23 protein-coding genes are annotated in these 16,951 nt (G+C 57.3%); 5 read left to right on the top strand and 18 right to left on the bottom strand.

Going from position 1 to position 16,951, the window contains the following annotated elements; genetic code table 11:
* Positions 1–229: 229 nt before the first annotated feature.
* From BTN45_RS17610 to BTN45_RS17625, 4 genes are all read left to right on the top strand, one after another.
* Positions 230–469 carry a hypothetical protein gene (locus BTN45_RS17610; RefSeq protein WP_207590303.1) on the top strand — a complete coding sequence of 80 codons (240 nt, stop codon included), beginning with the start codon at positions 230–232 and terminating at the stop codon, positions 467–469.
* Between the two features lie 158 nt (positions 470–627).
* Complete coding sequence (locus tag BTN45_RS17615) at positions 628–855, top strand: hypothetical protein (RefSeq protein WP_207590304.1); 228 nt, start codon at positions 628–630, stop codon at positions 853–855.
* The gene (locus BTN45_RS17620) at positions 855–1,163 is read left to right on the top strand and encodes a hypothetical protein (RefSeq protein WP_207590305.1); all 309 of its coding nucleotides are present in this window, start codon (positions 855–857) and stop codon (positions 1,161–1,163) included. Before BTN45_RS17615 ends, BTN45_RS17620 begins: the two co-directional genes overlap by 1 nt.
* An 86-nt stretch (positions 1,164–1,249) precedes the next feature.
* Complete coding sequence (locus tag BTN45_RS17625; protein ID WP_207590309.1) at positions 1,250–1,915, top strand: hypothetical protein; 666 nt, start codon at positions 1,250–1,252, stop codon at positions 1,913–1,915.
* A gap of 165 nt (positions 1,916–2,080) precedes the next feature.
* Here the strand turns inward: BTN45_RS17625 and BTN45_RS17630 are convergent, their stop codons facing one another.
* The 6 genes from BTN45_RS17630 to BTN45_RS17655 form a co-directional block, all read right to left on the bottom strand.
* Positions 2,081–2,404, bottom strand: a complete 324-nt coding sequence (locus BTN45_RS17630; protein WP_207591660.1) for a phage holin family protein — start codon at positions 2,402–2,404, stop codon at positions 2,081–2,083.
* Positions 2,405–2,539: 135 nt separating this feature from the next.
* Entirely contained in the window at positions 2,540–2,785 is a 246-nt protein-coding gene (locus tag BTN45_RS17635) for a hypothetical protein (RefSeq protein ID WP_162736230.1), read from the bottom strand.
* A complete protein-coding gene (locus BTN45_RS17640; RefSeq protein ID WP_207590311.1) occupies positions 2,785–3,426 on the bottom strand; it encodes a M15 family metallopeptidase in 642 nt (213 codons plus the stop codon). The genes BTN45_RS17635 and BTN45_RS17640 overlap by 1 nt, the downstream gene beginning before the upstream one ends.
* A gap of 43 nt (positions 3,427–3,469) precedes the next feature.
* The gene (locus tag BTN45_RS17645) at positions 3,470–4,630 is read right to left on the bottom strand and encodes a contractile injection system protein, VgrG/Pvc8 family (protein WP_207590313.1); all 1,161 of its coding nucleotides are present in this window, start codon (positions 4,628–4,630) and stop codon (positions 3,470–3,472) included.
* 2 nt (positions 4,631–4,632) lie between these two features.
* Positions 4,633–4,845 carry a tail protein X gene (locus BTN45_RS17650; protein ID WP_207590315.1) on the bottom strand — a complete coding sequence of 71 codons (213 nt, stop codon included), beginning with the start codon at positions 4,843–4,845 and terminating at the stop codon, positions 4,633–4,635.
* 4 nt (positions 4,846–4,849) lie between these two features.
* Positions 4,850–5,314, bottom strand: coding sequence for a phage tail protein (locus BTN45_RS17655; protein ID WP_080810740.1), 465 nt, complete (start codon positions 5,312–5,314; stop codon positions 4,850–4,852).
* A gap of 33 nt (positions 5,315–5,347) precedes the next feature.
* On the opposite strand from BTN45_RS17655, the gene BTN45_RS17660 reads away from it, so the two are divergent.
* Positions 5,348–5,716, top strand: coding sequence for a hypothetical protein (locus tag BTN45_RS17660; protein WP_207590316.1), 369 nt, complete (start codon positions 5,348–5,350; stop codon positions 5,714–5,716).
* Here the strand turns inward: BTN45_RS17660 and BTN45_RS17665 are convergent.
* The 12 genes from BTN45_RS17665 to BTN45_RS17720 form a co-directional block, all read right to left on the bottom strand.
* Positions 5,713–7,881: a phage tail tape measure protein gene (locus tag BTN45_RS17665; RefSeq protein WP_207590317.1), complete on the bottom strand. Its 2,169-nt coding sequence runs from the start codon at positions 7,879–7,881 to the stop codon at positions 5,713–5,715. The two genes, BTN45_RS17660 and BTN45_RS17665, sit on opposite strands and share 4 nt — an antisense overlap.
* A gap of 124 nt (positions 7,882–8,005) precedes the next feature.
* Positions 8,006–8,275, bottom strand: coding sequence for a phage tail assembly protein (locus tag BTN45_RS17670; RefSeq protein WP_207590318.1), 270 nt, complete (start codon positions 8,273–8,275; stop codon positions 8,006–8,008).
* A 75-nt stretch (positions 8,276–8,350) separates the two neighbouring features.
* Positions 8,351–8,863, bottom strand: a complete 513-nt coding sequence (locus BTN45_RS17675) for a phage major tail tube protein (RefSeq protein ID WP_207590319.1) — start codon at positions 8,861–8,863, stop codon at positions 8,351–8,353.
* A 12-nt stretch (positions 8,864–8,875) separates the two neighbouring features.
* The gene (locus BTN45_RS17680) at positions 8,876–10,339 is read right to left on the bottom strand and encodes a phage tail protein (protein ID WP_207590320.1); all 1,464 of its coding nucleotides are present in this window, start codon (positions 10,337–10,339) and stop codon (positions 8,876–8,878) included.
* 109 nt (positions 10,340–10,448) lie between these two features.
* Complete coding sequence (locus BTN45_RS17685; protein WP_207590321.1) at positions 10,449–10,823, bottom strand: hypothetical protein; 375 nt, start codon at positions 10,821–10,823, stop codon at positions 10,449–10,451.
* Positions 10,824–10,882: 59 nt separating this feature from the next.
* Positions 10,883–12,286, bottom strand: a complete 1,404-nt coding sequence (locus BTN45_RS17690; RefSeq protein WP_207590322.1) for a hypothetical protein — start codon at positions 12,284–12,286, stop codon at positions 10,883–10,885.
* 61 nt (positions 12,287–12,347) lie between these two features.
* On the bottom strand, positions 12,348–12,521 hold the full coding sequence (locus tag BTN45_RS17695) for a hypothetical protein (protein ID WP_207590324.1): 174 nt from the start codon (positions 12,519–12,521) through the stop codon (positions 12,348–12,350).
* A 10-nt stretch (positions 12,522–12,531) separates the two neighbouring features.
* Positions 12,532–14,796, bottom strand: a complete 2,265-nt coding sequence (locus tag BTN45_RS17700; RefSeq protein ID WP_207590326.1) for a hypothetical protein — start codon at positions 14,794–14,796, stop codon at positions 12,532–12,534.
* Between the two features lie 12 nt (positions 14,797–14,808).
* The gene (locus BTN45_RS17705; protein ID WP_207590327.1) at positions 14,809–15,474 is read right to left on the bottom strand and encodes a phage tail protein I; all 666 of its coding nucleotides are present in this window, start codon (positions 15,472–15,474) and stop codon (positions 14,809–14,811) included.
* A complete protein-coding gene (locus BTN45_RS17710) occupies positions 15,471–16,418 on the bottom strand; it encodes a baseplate J/gp47 family protein (protein WP_246751702.1) in 948 nt (315 codons plus the stop codon). Before BTN45_RS17710 ends, BTN45_RS17705 begins: the two co-directional genes overlap by 4 nt.
* Before the next feature lie 2 nt (positions 16,419–16,420).
* Positions 16,421–16,798, bottom strand: a complete 378-nt coding sequence (locus tag BTN45_RS17715) for a GPW/gp25 family protein (protein WP_207590328.1) — start codon at positions 16,796–16,798, stop codon at positions 16,421–16,423.
* Positions 16,749–16,946 (bottom strand): hypothetical protein, encoded by a 198-nt coding sequence (locus BTN45_RS17720; RefSeq protein WP_207590329.1) that lies wholly within the window; start codon positions 16,944–16,946, stop codon positions 16,749–16,751. The genes BTN45_RS17715 and BTN45_RS17720 overlap by 50 nt, the downstream gene beginning before the upstream one ends.
* Positions 16,947–16,951: the final 5 nt, after the last annotated feature.

The raw sequence follows: 16,951 nt of genomic DNA on the forward strand, positions 1-16,951 counted from the left end.
GGCTAGCGGTTTGTTAAGGACAAGCCGCCGCCAAGCAGCTTGGGAAGCTCGATCTATCTCTATCATTTCAATATGTTATGGGTAAAACTCGTATCTTCGCGTCGAAATTCTCTCAATGTTTTCAATACGGCTGTAAAACTTTACCGGCCCGACAACATGGGGGAGCTACTCCATATTGACTCTCTTCGTAAATGAGAACATTTATAGAACAAACGAGAGAGCAAGAGACATGTCTGACGCGGAAAAGATTATTGTAGTGCAGTTCAAAAAGGGGCGCGGCGGCATCGTGCCGGGCGATATGAGGCCCGCCACCAGCGCAGCATCCGCCGAAAAAATGGCGAGCGCCATGGCACCCCGGCACATAGGCGTTGCGGCATACTCGGTCACCGTGGACGAGGAAAGCGGCAGCATGGCAAATCCACGCTTGCTGGTCTCGCACGGGCAGATCGCCGACTTAATGCCGGACTGATTGACCGGCGGCAGGATGGAGTCGAACCATCTCATGTTTCCACCCGGAAATTGTTTCTTTGTTTCCACCGGGGATTTGTGTCAGCGCGCCAACCGGACGCCTGCCTGCCTGAGTAGTGCACTAGCACGAACTCAATGATTTTGGAATGACAAGACTGGATGGTTACCGCTCTGAAAAAGGAGATTGGAAACGTGCGCCCGAACGCAACTAAACAGCCGGATGATATCGCGGCCTATGTGATCCAATGCCATGACGGCAACGCGGTTGCTGCCGTGGAAACACTGCTGGACGAAATCCACCATCTGCAAAATCAGCTATCCATCGCCGCCACAGCCATGGGCCGGGGATACACACGCGGATGGAAGCCGAGCGCCGAGCGAGAATAATGCGCCATCGTCGCGGTATCGATTTGACCGGCGGCAATAACGACAACATGCCGCCGAAACCCACCGGCATCGTTGTGCCTCAGCGGGACCATTCGGCGACGTTGGCAGACCTGCCGCAATGGTATGTCGTCGGCGCGCAATGCTGGCGCTGCAAGCGCGTCAGCATGCTCGACAGATGGGCGCTACAGCGCCGTTATGGAAAATTCCGGCCCATCATATCCATGGAACCGGTCTTGAGGTGCCTTGGCTGCGGTAACCGTGAGAAGAATTGTTTTGTTCTGGCGCGAGCAAAGAGAGATTGGCCGTAAGGTTCGGCCTCCATGGCAATGAAAAGCTTGACACAACGAAACAGGGAGAGTGACAAGTTACCTTTGCGAGGCGCATGGAGGGGACTATGGGTGACGATGTTACAAAAGGACAAGCTACGGGTGCGTTTTCATCTTGGGCTAAAACTGTTGGCACCGCTGTTTTTGGCACGCTCTTCGGTGCAGCAAGCACAATCATCGTGGCTACTACCGGCTTTTGGAGCAAAGATCGAGAGATGGACATCGAAATGGTCAAGCTCGCGCTAACAATGCTATCAGACCCCAAAAACATGAACGATGATAGAGAGGGGCAAAGAGTTTTTGCGTTAAACCTTCTGCAAAAATTCTCAGGCGTTCCCGTAGACGAAGATGATGAGAGGAATTGGAGGTCGTCAAATTTCGTTAAGGTGTTTCCTACAGCGCAGGATGCTTGTGCCGAGTCAGTCTCGAACGTTATGGATGATCTGAATGTCGAGAATTTCGAAAAGTACTGGATAGCTGGCTGCGCCACCCACATTAATTATGAACAATTCAACGAACTCAAAGACTACCTGCAACCACCATCCGTTCCGAAAGAGCAAATTATGGTAGATTTAAATCTTTCGGAAGATGAACGGAAAGAGATTGCGGAGCTTGAAGCTGAGCTGTTGAGATCGAAAAAGGACACCTTCATTCGCGAGTTAAGACGTGCAGTCGATCTCAAGAAATCAATCTTAAATTCCTCGGCTCCAACACTTATTCAATCCGCGCCATAGCACTACTAAATTCTGCTCAGCCTCTACCTGACCAAGAGCATCAGATTATGATGGGTTACGGGCAGTGTGAATTCTTAGTACTTTTATTTCCGGCGTAATGCATGCCCCAAACAAAAAAAGCCGCTCGGCGAACCGGGCGGCTTTCACGTTTTGATGCACAATCCGTCAATCGGCTATGCGGCGGTCAAACCACTTATGGAAGAGCGCTTCGACACCACGCGGCCCGAGATAGGCCAGAAGCGCAATCAGCCCGGTTGACGCAGGCTGACCAAGATCGGCGTAGGCGGCTGCACTTTCGCCGATAACCGCCATGCCGAGAGCGACAGGCAGTTCCCAAAACAATTCGATGCCGAAAAACTTACGGCGACCTTTCCGCGCCTCGTTGCCGTGCCACATGAAGCGACCAAGCAGGGAGGCGATAATGGTGGTGAAGGCACCACCAACCCACGCATTCATCAGTTCGATGAAAGAGGTGTACTTTTCCGGCATCACTCGGGCTTTCCGCAATAGAGGGCATAACGTCCGCGATGCCGGGCAATATCAACGGCAGCGCTCCGGTCGTGGGTGATAAGGTAGGTATTTGTTTCCGGGCGCGGGTTGATCGGCACAAGCAAATCGCAAGGCTCAATCGCCTTCACGGTCGGGCTGCACGCAGCCGCCGAGAAGCCCGCACAAATCAAAATCGTCAGCCTGCAAAGCGCCTTCATCGATCTTCTGTCCGTCTTTGAGAATGGTGATACGATCGTCCTGGAGTCCGACCGCGACTTCGGCTTTCCCCGCACCCTTGCCGACATAGTAGGCGGGCGCGGCCATGAGGGCGGCACCGACTACGATGCCACCCCCGATCAATGCTGCGTCAAAAATCCGCATCAGAGTTTCCGCCATGCCAGATAGACGGAGATACTGACGATGAAGACGGCAACTGCCATGCGCGCCCATTCGCCGGAAGAAAGCTCGCCCTGTTGCGCCGACACGACCTCAACAGCCTTCGTCAAAGGCTCCTGCCCAACGGGAACAGCGGTGCTGACGCCGCCGCCCAAGATCGCCAGCGCCTTCGAGTTAGCCTGTGTTTCTGTTTCGGCGGTGTACTTCTTGCCAGCGACCGGCCCCGCCGAAGGGTACTGTTTCCATGGCAACTGGAAGTGCGGACCATCTTTGAAGGACTTCCAGTCACCACCCCATTCGAGCGGAATGCCGAGTTCCTTTGCGGCCTGTTTCATGGCCTTGGCGAGCTTGGCATAAAGCGGCCAGTCCCATACAACAGAACCGCCGACCAGCGCCGCCAGATCGACCGCATGACTGTAACCGTTCGCGGCCTTCAAATGGCGGCTGTTCATGGTCTTGGAAGCGCCACGCGCAACCATGTCCTTCTGTTTCTCCAGCGTCCGAACACCTTCCGTCACCACGAAATCAATGTCGGTGATCTGGATGGCGCGATGAACGACGCGCACAAGGTCGGGATGCACGCCATCAAGGCGCGCAAGGCTGCGTTGGGAAAGCACGTAACCCATTATAGTCTCCAAGTTTTCAGGGGGATTGTCGGCTAAATGCCGTTTAGTTTTCGTCCGTCCGACCGAAGCGGCGCGGCGTCAGGAAAGAGGAAGGCGTGGCCGGGGTTCCGGGCGCACTGTTGGGCGCAACCTTGCCAGTTGCTTTTGAGGTGTCCGAGGTGGCACTAGAACTACCGCTTTCCGTGCCGGCCGATTTCTCGGTTGCGGATTTGCCATCGTAAAGCCTGCCCGAAACCGCGACTTCGAGACCGCCTGTTTTCGTGTAGGCGGTTTTGGCCGTCTTGATGATGTAAGGCACGCCGTCCACGCCGGGGCGGATATCGGCGAAGAGCAGCGGCAAGCCCGCATCTATTCCCGCGTCTCCGATCACGGTTACAGACACCGAGCCTTCGCCACGCTGCAATTCCTTGGCTTTCGCCTGCGCGGCCTTGTCGGCTTCGGCGGGCGATGCATAAGGTTCCGGCAGACGGTAAACGCTATCGCCATCCGCATTCGCATCCGCGTCGATTTCCACGCGCTCCGCCTTATCGGAGTCCTGATAGTATGCCACGACCTTGCTGTATTTCGTGCGGTCGTTGATTTCGACTTTCAGGCTTCCGACCTTGATTTTCTCAGGCGTCAGGATGATGGAGCCGAGCGGCGCGCCGGATGCAGACAACCCGGAACCAAGCCGGGTAAAAATCAGTCGTCTTTGCTTGACCGCGAAGAGGCCGTTATGCCGCTCCGCCAGCCGCCGCAGGAAATTGATGTTGCTTTCGTCCTGTTGCGCCAGCCAGTCGTATTCGAAGTCCGCAAGGTCATCATCAACGGCAGGGGTTAAGCCGCTTTCGCTGGCGATTTGAGATAGGATATCGCCGAGCTTCGATTTATCCCATGACCTTTCCTGCCGCTCTTTCAGCTTTCCGCTGCGAAGGTCCGCAGCCTTACCGGAAATCGACATTTTATAAGGCAGGCAATCGACGTTGACTTTATCCGCGGTGAAGACGCCTTTCGGCACGAGATCGTCACCGAAACCCATCTTGACCGAAATGATTGCACCCTTACGCGGGATCGCCAGAAAGTTCGGCGGGCCGTCATTCAATTCAATGTCCACAGTGTCGGATTTCATTCCCTCTTCGTCAGTGACGGTAAGGGAGAGCAAACGTTCATAAAAATGGCCCGCCACTGGCACGCCGTCGATACTCACTTCCACGTGCGGCTTCATGATTAGTCCCAAAGGCTGGTCAACGGCTTGGCCGTGCTGGTGGCGGGAATGTCCGGCATGGTGATTTTTGTGCCAAGCGGAAGGACAGGACCGAGCGCGGCAAGACCCGGATTGGCATCGATGACGGCTTCGACCACCTTGGCCGTGCGCCCATAAAAAGCGAGGCAGGCGAGGTCAACCGTCTCGCCCTGCCGTGTTATGTAGATTGTCGCCATGTGCTCACCGGAAAAGTTCGGACAGGAAGGATGCAGCCCGATCCACCAGACCGCCCGCACTTGGCAACGTGCCAGAACCGGAGCGCTTGAGCGTGATAGAATAGGCGTTGCGCCCGGCCTCGCCCCGGCGGTTAATGTAGCTGCGATCCTCTTCGACGCTTTGGACCGTAAACATTCCTTGTATGACGCCCTGCGCGGCATCGCCGGTCACAAGCATCATTTCGGTTCCGGCCATCGACGCAGCAATAATACCGTCAAGCTGCGACTGCCCGCCGAACTCTTCGGGGAAAAGCACCCCAGAGATTGTCACTTCGTCGGAAGTGGGGCCGGTCCATTGCTGCTGGTTGAGGGTTTGCCCAACAGGCATATCCACCCAAGGGGTGTTCACCTTGCGTTTGACACCTTGATAGCCAAAGCCCAAACCCTCGAAGGCGAAGCCCCCGAGCATCATTGACGTTACGCCGGTCATGATCTACCTAAATTTAACGTTGGGGGACGCGGAATGACTGAGAGCCAGACGGAAACACCAGCAGCAAACGAATGGCCGAAGCGCATCATATGGGCGGCGATTATCGCAGGAGCGATATATGCCTATAGCAACTGGGATTCCGTTTCCGTCCAGCTTTTTGGTGCAACGGCTTACACCTGCAAGAGCCTAGTGCCTGATGTTGTGAAAATCTCTACCGAGAACACGAACGCCTTTCAGGTCAAAGTTGTCGGCGTCATCGATCCCAAACAGGTTTCAAAAACTGATACCCGCTTGGAATGCGAAGGCATAGCCATGCTTGCCAACGGTCAGAAAGCCCCGATCAGTTACCGCGCATACGAAGAGGGCGAACAGTGGTGGGTGGTTTACGAGGCTAAACCTTAATCACTGAATGACCCTTCGAGGTTCGGAGCTAGCGCATTCGAAATCTCGCTGACTGCCGCAGACGCAGCGGCACGCGGATCGACCACCCCTGTTATCGTAATTGGCGCATGGATCGTGATATCCGGGCGCTGCGGGTTAATTACTCGCACGTCTTGCGTGCCGGAGGGCCGCTCCATTTGGGCGAGAGATGATGCGTCAATCCGAACCGTTCGGATTCCTAGATCATCCATAGTTTTTCCCGGCAGGTTGTCGGTAGACTTGCCAAAGCCCGCAGCCCGAGCCGAACGCGCTGCATCCAACGACAACTGCGCAGACGCAGAAGCTGGAAGAGCGGTCGAAGGCGAGGATGACGCGAAATAGCTTCCGACCGCGTGCAGCAAGTCTTCCGGGCCGGGAAGCCACGCTTTTCCCTGCTTATAAAAGGTGTCGCCGGTATAGGTGGCCTTACCCATTTCCCAAAGGCCAGCGCCAGCGGTTCCATAGATGCCTATACGAGCTAGGCCGGTAGCGATCGAACCCCATCGCCCGAGCAAACCAGCCGTCGCCGCTCCGCCTGCCGCCGCACCCGCCGAACCAGTTCCAGCCCCCGCAGCGGCACCACCCGCCACAGCACCGCCGCCAGCAATTGCCGCGATTGAACCGATAGTTTTCAAAGCACCGAGCAACGTGCTTGCGCCTGACAACACAAAAAGCGCCGCCGCGAGTTTGCGAATGGTGCCCGCCAACATGGAGATACCCATGCCCCATGCAAAAAGCTGGAAGCCGTAGCCAGACATTTCCGCGAAAAACTTGGCGATAGGGTTGCCCTTAATCGCATCGTTCAATTCGCGGATCGAAGCGCCCCATTCCTTTGCCCGCATGAAGATTGCTCCAATGCGGTCGGCGGCATTCGGATCGACAGGACCAAGCAACAGGTCACCTAGATCGTTCATGAATTCCTTCATGCCGCCCGTATAGCCGAAGCCCTGCGCAAATCCCTTCGTGAAATTCGTGATCTGGTCGAAGATCGTCACGCGGTTGCCGAGCGTGTCCAGCACTTCGCCGATGCCCTGCGCGCCCTCGCGGATGGTCGGCAACATGCTGTCGCCGATTTCCGCAAAGACATTGGAAATCTTGTTCCCAAGCAGGTCCAGAACGTTTTGCGTGGTGCTGGCGCGCTGGATGTACTCATTGAATGCCGAACCTGCATATTTCGTGCGGTCGGCCACACTGTCTAACGCTTGATCCAGCAGCTTGATATTGCCGACCAGCGGCATGAAGGCGCGCGCTTCGTCGCCGAAGAATTCGGACAGCAAGGAAACCTGCTTATCCTTCGGCGCTTTCGCAATCGCCGTCAGCACCTTGCGCATGGTGCCTTTCGCGTCTTTCTGCATATCCTTGGCGATGGACGGCAGATGCAGCCCGAGCGCCTTGGCGGCGTCCCGCTGCGACTTCTTGGCAAACTCGCCTTTCGTCAATGCGCGGATGACGTTCAACATGGCGGTGCCCGCCGTGCTGGCATCCGAACCGGCGGAGATCATGGCGCTACCCATGGCCGCAAGTTCTTCTTTTGCGAAGCCGCCCATTTCACCGAAGGAGCCGACCCGCAACATGAATTCGGTCACATCCTTGGCCTTAGACGCCATGTTGTTGGACAGATGGTTGATGGCATCGGCCATGTCGCCGGTCTCGGCGACCGTCAAACCAAGCTGCGTTTTCAGCTTGGCAAGGCTTTCGCCCGCCTCGCCTGCGCCGAGATCGAAGGCGATACCGACGCGCGCAGCCATTTCCGCGAAGCTTTGCAAGTCTTCGGTCGCGATACCGCTTTCACCTGCGGCGGCGAACAGTGCGGCAATGTCGTTTGCGGCCAGCGGGATTTCGCCGGACATGCGCCGAATGCTGCGGCGCATGTTTTCAAACTGTTCGTCATTGGCTTCGACCACCTTTTTAACGTCCGCAAACGCAGACTCGAAACTGATGGCCGCGCCTGCCGTCGCCTCGAAGCCACGCGTGACGCCGAAGTAACCAGCACCGAGGGCGACAGCCTGCCCGATCAAACCGCGCATGGGTGCGAAGGCAGAAACAGATTGCGCCCGCAGGCCATCCAGCGACCGCGTGATATGCTTCGCGCGGGCAGATACATCATCAAGAAGGGAGACGCGAAGAGTGCTTTGCTGGACAGCCATGGTCATTCTCTCATGATTTTCCGGTACTCCTTGCAGGTGTTGAAATATGCAAGGAGCTTTCGGGCGGGCCATCGCTCGATGACATCGAGCGATGTTTTCGCAGTATCGGCAACGTAGACGGCGACTATTCGCCAGTCGTGTTCGTCGGGTCGTTTCCCAAGAGCGGTTTTGTCTTGGCGACGATGCTCTTAAAGTCGCCGCCCTTGATCTTCTTAAAGGCAGGCAGAGGCACATCAGAAATGAGGGCCAGCAGCGCGACCATCTGGCCGATGCCAGGAGAAGAGCTATCCGCTAACAGGAGGTCGCCGACTTCCGGTTCGCGGAACGTCAGTTGGGAATAGGTCTTGCCCTCAAGCTCGACCGGCTTGGCGAGCGTTACATTTACGGAATCCATGGGATCACCTGAAAAAATGGCCCGCAGAGCGCGGGCCGGATTGGAAGGATTTGGGGAAGGAAGAAGCGCCAGCCGTTACAGCAGCAAGGCGTTGCGGATATCGCCGAACTGCGAGACGCCACCGACCTTGAAATCAAAATCGTCCATCTCGTAGATTTCTTCGCCGTCAATTTCGAGCTTGTAATAGTTCACGTCGACTCCGTAGTCGTTTTCGGAAAGCTCGCCAGCCTTCCACGTCCCGGCATCCGGCTTGAAGACCCTGCCGCGAATAGTCATCACCGCGCTGTGCGTGGTGCCATCCTCATCAACCAGCGCGCCGGTAATCATGAAGGGCGTTTCAGAACCGATCTTGATGCCGTGCAGCTTCAAAATCTGCGGGTCCATGCCCGGCATCTTGAAGCTGAATTCCAGCGCGTTGTAACCGAGATGGACCTTGCGGGCCTTGATCATCCCGGCATTGCGGACATCCTCGCGGACGGCTTCGGGAACCGGCGGCGTGATATCGCCGATCTGCCCGAGCTTGCTTTGACGGTCCGCCCACAACATGCAGTTCCGCAGGATGTAGGAAGGGAGAGTTTTTTGCGCCATGTCGAAAGCTCCTTACTCGGCGGGCGAAAGTGCGGGGCGTTCGATAGCCCCATTCACTTCGTCCAGCAGCAGCTGATACCGGACGATATTGCGGTGGGTGGTGATATGGATTTGTTCCATGATCGCGACCGGCTCAAACTCGACTTCCAAGAAAGTCTTGCCGTTCGCCATCAGAGACGGCGTGTTAACGTCAGAGAGCCAGACGCTACCGCCAAGCGTATCTTCGTTTCGCTGGAATACGCGCATGGCGTCGTTCCCATCTTCGACAAACAGCTTGAAGATACCCTTCGTGGTCTTACGGTCCACATAGAGGAAGTAGAGGTCTTCCAGCGCTTCATTGACCATATCAGCGGTCGCGCGCACGCTGTCGAACTGCCACAGCGGATCATCAATCGCGAGACGGCTACCCCACGTCCTGAAACCGCCGCGTTCATTGATGATCGTTGCGACCTGATTTTCATTCAGGTAATTGCTGTCATCGGGATAGGAGATCGTGCGCGCAACGCCGTCGATGGTGCGGATGATCTTGTTCGAGACCGACCCCGAAAACCCTTCCGCCGACGCCACTACGCGGGAACGAACGCCAGCGAAGACAGGTGCCACCGGCTTCGTCACCGGAACCCCATTGACGTTCTTGATCGTCTTCGGATCGATGATGAGAATGCGACCGCCATTGACGGTTTTGCGGAACCGAAGTGCTTCCGCGTCGGTCGTATTCGGTCCCGTGATATAAGCGCGAGCGCGGATTTTCGGGGTGATGGCGTTGAGCGCCGAAACGAACGGGTTCGCCACGTCGCCGACATTGGCCGTGGCGGCAGGCAGAACCTTACCCGCATCGGCTCCCCCGCCCGTGAAGGTCAAGAGCGGAGCCGCCGACATTTTCTTGCCGGGAGCGACGACCTCAACCCCAACCACCTTCTTGGCGTTCGGGCCAGTCCCCATGATTGCTTTGAGTGTCGGCAACACCTTACCGGGGTCTGCGCCGCCACCCGTCGCCGTCACGTCAGGCACTTCCGTCAGATTGTCGCCTTCGGAAGTCAGCGACACCGAGACAACTCCGCCCTCAATCCATGCACCCGTATCGCCTGCGGTAATGAGGACGCGGGGCTGGTAGCTGGTAATCGCCTTAGCGCGAAGCGCCGCATAAAGGCCAGTTCTAGCCACGGGGTCGCCGATAAGGTTATTCTGCAGGGTCGCAGCATCCGCGCTTTCGGGAACGCGGTTGACGATGCACCAAGAGCCACCTTCGTTGAAAATGGTGGTCACATCCTCCAACAGAGTGCCAGCCGCGCCGAGCGCCGCCGCCTGCGGCAATGACCGGACGATTGTCGGATAATTGAGCGGAAACGCGGCGGGGTCGGCATCGGGCGCAGTTCCGTTCACGAACGTGATCCCGCTGCGCTGGACGCGCACAAGCGAAGGAGTGTCGGCGCTTTCGACAAGCTTGACGCCATGATGATAGGACAGGTCAACCATTCGGCTGGTCTCCGTTGAAGGTTCCAAATTTTTGAAGGAGGGTTCCGGCTAAGGCCGGAGATGAGGAAGCGCCACGCCAGATCGGGCGAGGCGGATTGTCATGAGGTCGTCAGGCGTAGTTTGCGAGCGCCCACGTCCACAGATCGTCAAGCTGCGATTGCGTGATGTTTTCGAGTTCGGCCATTTGGTTCAACAGCGGATCAGTGCGCCGATAAAGCTGCGCGTCCTCGAAATAAACAATCGCCTGCTGTTTCTCAACGCCCTCGGGCATGGCGTCGATATGGGCCTTTACGCCTGCTTTGGTCACGCCGATTTCAGCGGCGGCAAGCCAAAAGCCAAGTCGCGGGATCGGCGGCGCAACAGGCGCGGGCGCAACGAAGGCGATGGGGACATTGCCCGCCGCCAGCCAGTCATCCCGCATACGCCTGATGTGGCTGTCGGCTGGTAGGGAAAGATCATCTGACCATTCCGTACCGTCCGACATTACAATTTTCGCGGTTGTATACGGAGGCGGCGCTGTAAGTCTGATTTCGGTAATCATAATCAAAGCCTCGCGTTCGCCGTCCAATAGATGCGGCTGTAATTGTTTCCGCCATTGCTCTGCATGTAGTGATAGAAGCTTTCAAACGTTTTTGGATCGACCCCGGAAAAGCTTCCTTCCAATACGATTGAGGACATGTTGGGGACCACACGCTTCTTTTCAGCGAACGCAATGTTTACGCCATAAGTCCAATTCGGTCCCGGCACATAAGCGTTGAAAGTTGCCTCACCGTTTTCGAAATACCGAAGGCAATCACGATAAACGGCTTTTGCGTCAGGCAATTCCCATTCCGGAAGGTTGTTGCCCTCATAAAGGCCAATATCAGCAACCTCGAAGACATTACCTACCGTGCCTACCCCCGGGCTTTGCGCCGCCGTACCTACAAAGTTGCCGTTAATCCATTGACCTTCCTGATTAGTGATGAAGTTACTACCGCTGGCAAACGTAATTCGCGCTGACAAGCCGACACCGGTATTATCCTTGATCCAAGTACCTGTTGCGCACCCCGGAACTACCGCAGTCACCAACTTATCCTTGTTCGCCTCCGCCGCCGTGACAGTGAACATTTTCACATAAGACATGGACGCGGATTGATTATTGGTGAACGAAAGGCCGTAAGTCCCTTGCGGAAGGTTGACGACACCGCGCCATGTGAACGGGCGCGCGCCTTCTGTGCCGAACTTTAGATCGGCAACATCGTGACCCTCGATATTGAACGCAACGCCGTAATAATCGCCAGTGCCATACGCTGAATCTGCTGTGACTACCCATGAGCGAAATCTAGTCCCGGAACCGCCGGGAGTTACCGCTAGAGCTTGACCCGCCCTCAATACGCCGCCGCCCGTACTGTTCAGAAAAACGCCGTCAAAGACGTAAAGTGCCGAAGCGACATCAATCGTTGCCCCTGCCGCCCGATCTTGGCAGACTTGGAAAGCGGGGTTGAGGTGGCGATTACGCCTGCTCGCCTTCGTGGACGCGGACTGTGCAACGGCGTCGATAGCGGCCCTCTGCAAATCGCTGACCGGCTTATCCTTGTCGGAAGTGTTGTCGGCGTTACCAAGCCCCACATCACTTTTCGCCAAGATCACATCGTCAGACAGTTCCTTGCCGTTGACCTTGCGTGCGCTTGGCACTTTGCCAGCGAGGCCGTCAGCGAGAGCGCTTGCCGTCGCGTAGTAGGCTGGCAATTGGCCGCCGAACTTGAGAGCATCCGGTGCCTTGCCGCCAATAATGATCTGATCAATCTGGTTTTGGGCCAGAGTGATTGACTGCTGCAAATTGACGATCTGCGGCGCGACGTTGATCTGTATATAGTCGAGCGAAGCCTGAATGCCACGCTCTTCAAGTTCGGTGAAAGATGCAGCGCGCGCCTCCACTACCCGAAGGCGCTCATCGACGTCGCCCATGGTGAAATTCCACAGAATGCGGTCGATGAGTGTCTTGGGGTATGAGGGCACCTGATAGCCGTTAGACCTCTCTGGCATAATCAAGCACCTCGTCGCCTTCCTGTTCGATGATGGCCGCCACCACCTTTCCAAGCATCGTGATTTCGTTGAGCGGCTTGTAGGTAAAAGCCCCGCGCTTTACCGGGCGAGACAGCTTCACCTCGTAGGATTTTTCCGGGTTGATCTGGAAAGCCATTTGAGACTCCTTAAAGCGCGGCAATGAACGCGTCCTGCACGAATGGGACGGATACGACATTGTTGGTGGTGGCGGCTGGACGCATGCGAGCAGCATTCGCGGCTGCGCCAAGCGTATATGTGGAAAGATACGTCCGGCGCGTCGGCACCTGCGTATCAACGATGACTTCCGTTGTGTCCGGGTTTACCACCGCGTTGCCGACCATGATGGCAGGTGTGAATGTGTGGCGGTCCGCATCGAAAGCATCCAGCGTGTATTGTGTCTGGATATGCGTCGTCGCAAAGCCGAACTGGAAGCTTTTGGTGACGGCTCGCATTGTGTTGCGGTTGCGGGCGACACGGGAAATCGCTTTTTCGTCAAGCTGGATCATCGGCTGCAAGTCAGCAGTACCCATCATCACCATGCGCAATTCCACCGAAGCCGGAAGGCCGACAAGCGGGTTCGTCGCCGGGTCGCCGTCATCCAGTTCGGTCCAGACGGACGAGCCGGAAGGCCGGATTTCCCAGCCGAGCGCACAACCACCCGGCACCCAACCGGCAAACAGCATGTCGATTTGCGTCATCCCGTCCGCAAGGTTCAGAGCCTGCATCGGGATAACGGTGCGAGGGCTGCGATAGCGGGCGGCGTTGAGCCGGAAGCAGATATCTGTTTCCATCGAACCTTGGGCAAATGCGCCGTCAGTCGTCAGGAACTGCGTTCCGCCCGTGTACTTGTTCGACCCGGAAATATGCAGCGCGTGCGCGCCTGTGGTCACCGTGACGAAAGCATACCTCTTTCCGCTTTCCAGTAGCGTGATAGGAAGCACAGCCTTATTCCAGCCGACAACAAGATCGGCGTGGTTCAGCTTGCCCTGCGCCAGCACCGCATCGAAACGCGGCATGCCGCCAGTCGTCGTTTCTACGATGAACACATGCACGTCGCCGTCAGTATCAACGCGGGCAAATGACAGATCGAGGCTCGTCACCTGCATAGGCTGCGCAACAAGGAATGACTGACCATAAATCGAGCCATTCACGCCAACGTTTTCAGTGACGTATTCCCAGAAGGGTTCGTTATAAATCTCGTACCGGATTTGCCGAACGCCGTAAGTTTGGTGGCCGGGCCCAAGATTTGCATCGCGATAGACAACCTCAAAGGTTTCACCGCCAACATTGAGCATTTGCCCCACCCTGGAATCGCCCCCTAGTCCAGACCAGCCCGCGACGTTCTCACAGGCCCATTGCGTCGGGCCGTAGGTAATACGAATGCGGGATGCTTCCCTGCGAACAAGCGTGGTTTCAGTGTGCACCAACTGCGAGATGTTCAGAGTGCCATCCAGCGACGTGTTGGCAATGCGCGTGACCTCGTCAAACGCTGGCACCATGCGGCGACCGCGAAACGCAATCTTGGGATCGTCTTCTGCCTGCACTTCAAGCCGCGCCTGCGCTTCGGCGGCAAAACCGAAACGCAGGCCCTCTTCGATGCGGGCGAGCCAGTCCACATGCGCCATGTCCCATCGATCTTTGACAAGTCCGTTGTCGAAGACATAGGCGCGGGCTTCGTCCGGCAAATCGACTTTCAAGCGGGCCGCGCCGATATCGCGTTGCATCTGGCGAATGATGACCGGACGGGGAATTTCCGTCAGCTTGGCTTGAATATTAACGATCTGCGTTTCAATCGTCTCGGTCCGCATGAAGAGGCCGTCAAGATCGACTTCCAGCGCCGTCACGCGGCCCTCGACTTCGAAGAGGGTTTTGACGCGGTCGCTGTTGCCCGGCTCGATAGCGTCAACGCCCGACGAAGTCAGGAGCACGAAGGCGATACACGCGTCCGTAGACGCCACCACGGGCTTGACCGGAACCGGGTTCGCATCGCCCGGCTGGACGATGAGTTCCACAACCCGGCGGATCGTCTTGGGCGTTGTACGGTTAACGATGACACTGGTTTCGGGATCGTCGGAAGTTTCGAACGGCCGGTTTGCAGCGTCGGTGACTTCCTTGCCACGCAAGAGGATTGCAACCCATCGCTGATCCGATGCAGCAACAGGGATTTGAAGCTGAAGGTTGATATCGTTCGGCGCTTCCTGCGCATAGACGATTTCCCCGGCGACGTACCGGCCAGCCGAAACGGTAATTTCCTGCGCCGATTTACGCGCCACCGTAAAAGCGGCCCAATGTGCGGGATAGCCGATGGCATCGAGCCAAAGACCATCCGTCGCGGCCTGCGCCTGCAAGCCGATGGCTTCGAAATCCGCGTGATCGGCGATTTCAGCTTCTGCAAAGGAAGTGCGCTGCATGTGTCGTTACCCTCAATCCAGCCGCTTGCGATCCATGTAACCGCCGATGGCATGGCTTCCGTCGATGAAAATATTGTCGTTAAAGGTGATGCCGCGCCGCCACGCGAAGGAGACCGAATAGAGCGTTTCCGGCGTCTTGGCGGTCGTCATGGCGCGCTTGGCGCGGCGGATGGGTTCAAGGTTGATGGCCGTCATTGCCGCCCGCCCAAAGGCGCTGCGGCCAATCTGAAAGCGGTTCTTCGGCGCTGTCAGCGTGACGCGGACGAGGTAATGCGCAACGAATGGCTGATGCGCTATCGGCGTTCGACCAATCACCGCGCGCCCGAAGGTGAAGCGGTTCGGATGCGCAATGCGATCCACAATTTCCGCATCAACAAACGCGAGGTAGCGTTTCAGCCCGGCAAGCGTGCCTTTCAGCGCACCCAAGGGAGACGCGGGATAGAGAGTCGAAACCCCGGCACACTGTGCAATCATTTCCCGCTTGCGCTCTTCGGTCCAATCATCAAACCAGAGATCGACCGAATGATGCACGGCCAGCCACGGCAGAAAACGTGCAGGCGTCTGGTAGGGGTCCATCAGAACCGCGTAAGGTATCGGCAGATCATCCGACATACCGGCGGCAAGCGCCTTTTCGAATGGCTCCGCCGATGACGGCAGCAACACACCTACGTCGCTCATGCCCGCACCTCGACAGCGATGTTAAGGCTGGTCATCACCGGCACCTTGTAGGCGTCGGGCTGGATAATGACCGGCGCGAGGTCGCGCACCCGGATTACGCCTTCACCGAAAGCTGCACCCGAAAACAAGGCTTCGGGGATTTCGCCGCCGATGAGGATGCGGGCGGTTGCCGCTGCGGTGACACGCTTTTCCGCTTCCTGCCGGACGATATCGGCAGACGGTCCGACCGCCGGAATTTCGAGGACAAGCGATACCGCGTATTCCGTCCGCCCGGCGGCCATGACCGAGATAGCCACGGCTTCCGGCGCACGGTTTGGGTTCGTGACCGAGGCGCGAACGGTATCCAGCTCCAAGGCGGTCGGAAGCCTGCCCATCGGGCCAATGACAACAACATCCGTATCACCGCGACGGCCATGGACCGCCCGACCATTCACCCGCGCATCCCAAAGGCCAAGGGCCTTGTCAGCAGATTGCGGCCACGCCGTCCACGCATCATAGAGGTAGCGACCGGCAGAACCGGCGGACGGCAGATCGTACGACAGCAGATAGCGACGCAACAGTGCGTCATCGCCCTCCATGATCGCCGCCGCATTCGCGGTTGCGGGAACCACGGTCAGGCGGACTATGTTCCTGTTTGCAGCGATGGCGTCCAGATTGGACCCCTTCGCATATGCCGCCAGAAGCGACCGGAACGTGTCATTGACATTCTGGCGGTCCAAAAGACGCAGGTAAGACCAAGCTTCACCGACGACGCCCGCCGGGTCCGTTTCGAGATCCTGCACGTCATATTCAGGTAGCGACGGATCGACCGCACGCAGCGTGTTCCAGAACGCGAGGAAGCGAACCTTGAATTCGCTGTAAAGCGTCTCGAAATCCAGCGAGCTAATCGCATCAGGCAACGGCAGGCGCGAAACATCAATCGTCGTCGGTGCGTAAATCGCCATGGTCATTTGCCCGGATAAATGACGCGGACGCTGGCGCTCTCCGCAATGGAGTAATCGCCGCGATGGCCGCGAGGATAATAGGTGCCGAAGATATCGAGCGCGATGACGCCACCGGCATCGGCTTGGGTCACGCGCCCGGCAGTCATGCGGAAGCGCGGTTCCCATTCGAGGATTGCCGTTGCTGCGGCGGAATAGAGTGCAAGCACGTTCCGCCGCGTCATCTTGCCGTCGATAAAATCAGTAACATTGCTGCCGAAGTTTCGGCGCATAACGCGCGAACCCTTCGGCGTTCTCAGAATTTTGCGGATTGATTGCTGCGTATGCGGCCAATCATTCAGCGGCGCGCCGGTCTTGCCGCTTACGCCGGTTGAGCTTGCCATGGGCGCTATCCTCTTTTTCAGGGAGAACGACATTGCCGAAGGGCGGCGCAAGCTCGCGGGCTTCGTCGTCGGTCAGGGGGATGATTTCGCCAGCCGACCGCCAGCGCCCGGCGATTTCGCAGCCGGTTCGAACCTTATAGTTTTTCATGGGGC

The organism is Rhizobium sp. ZX09 (assembly GCF_017357485.1).
Taxonomy (GTDB): domain Bacteria; phylum Pseudomonadota; class Alphaproteobacteria; order Rhizobiales; family Rhizobiaceae; genus Agrobacterium; species Agrobacterium pusense.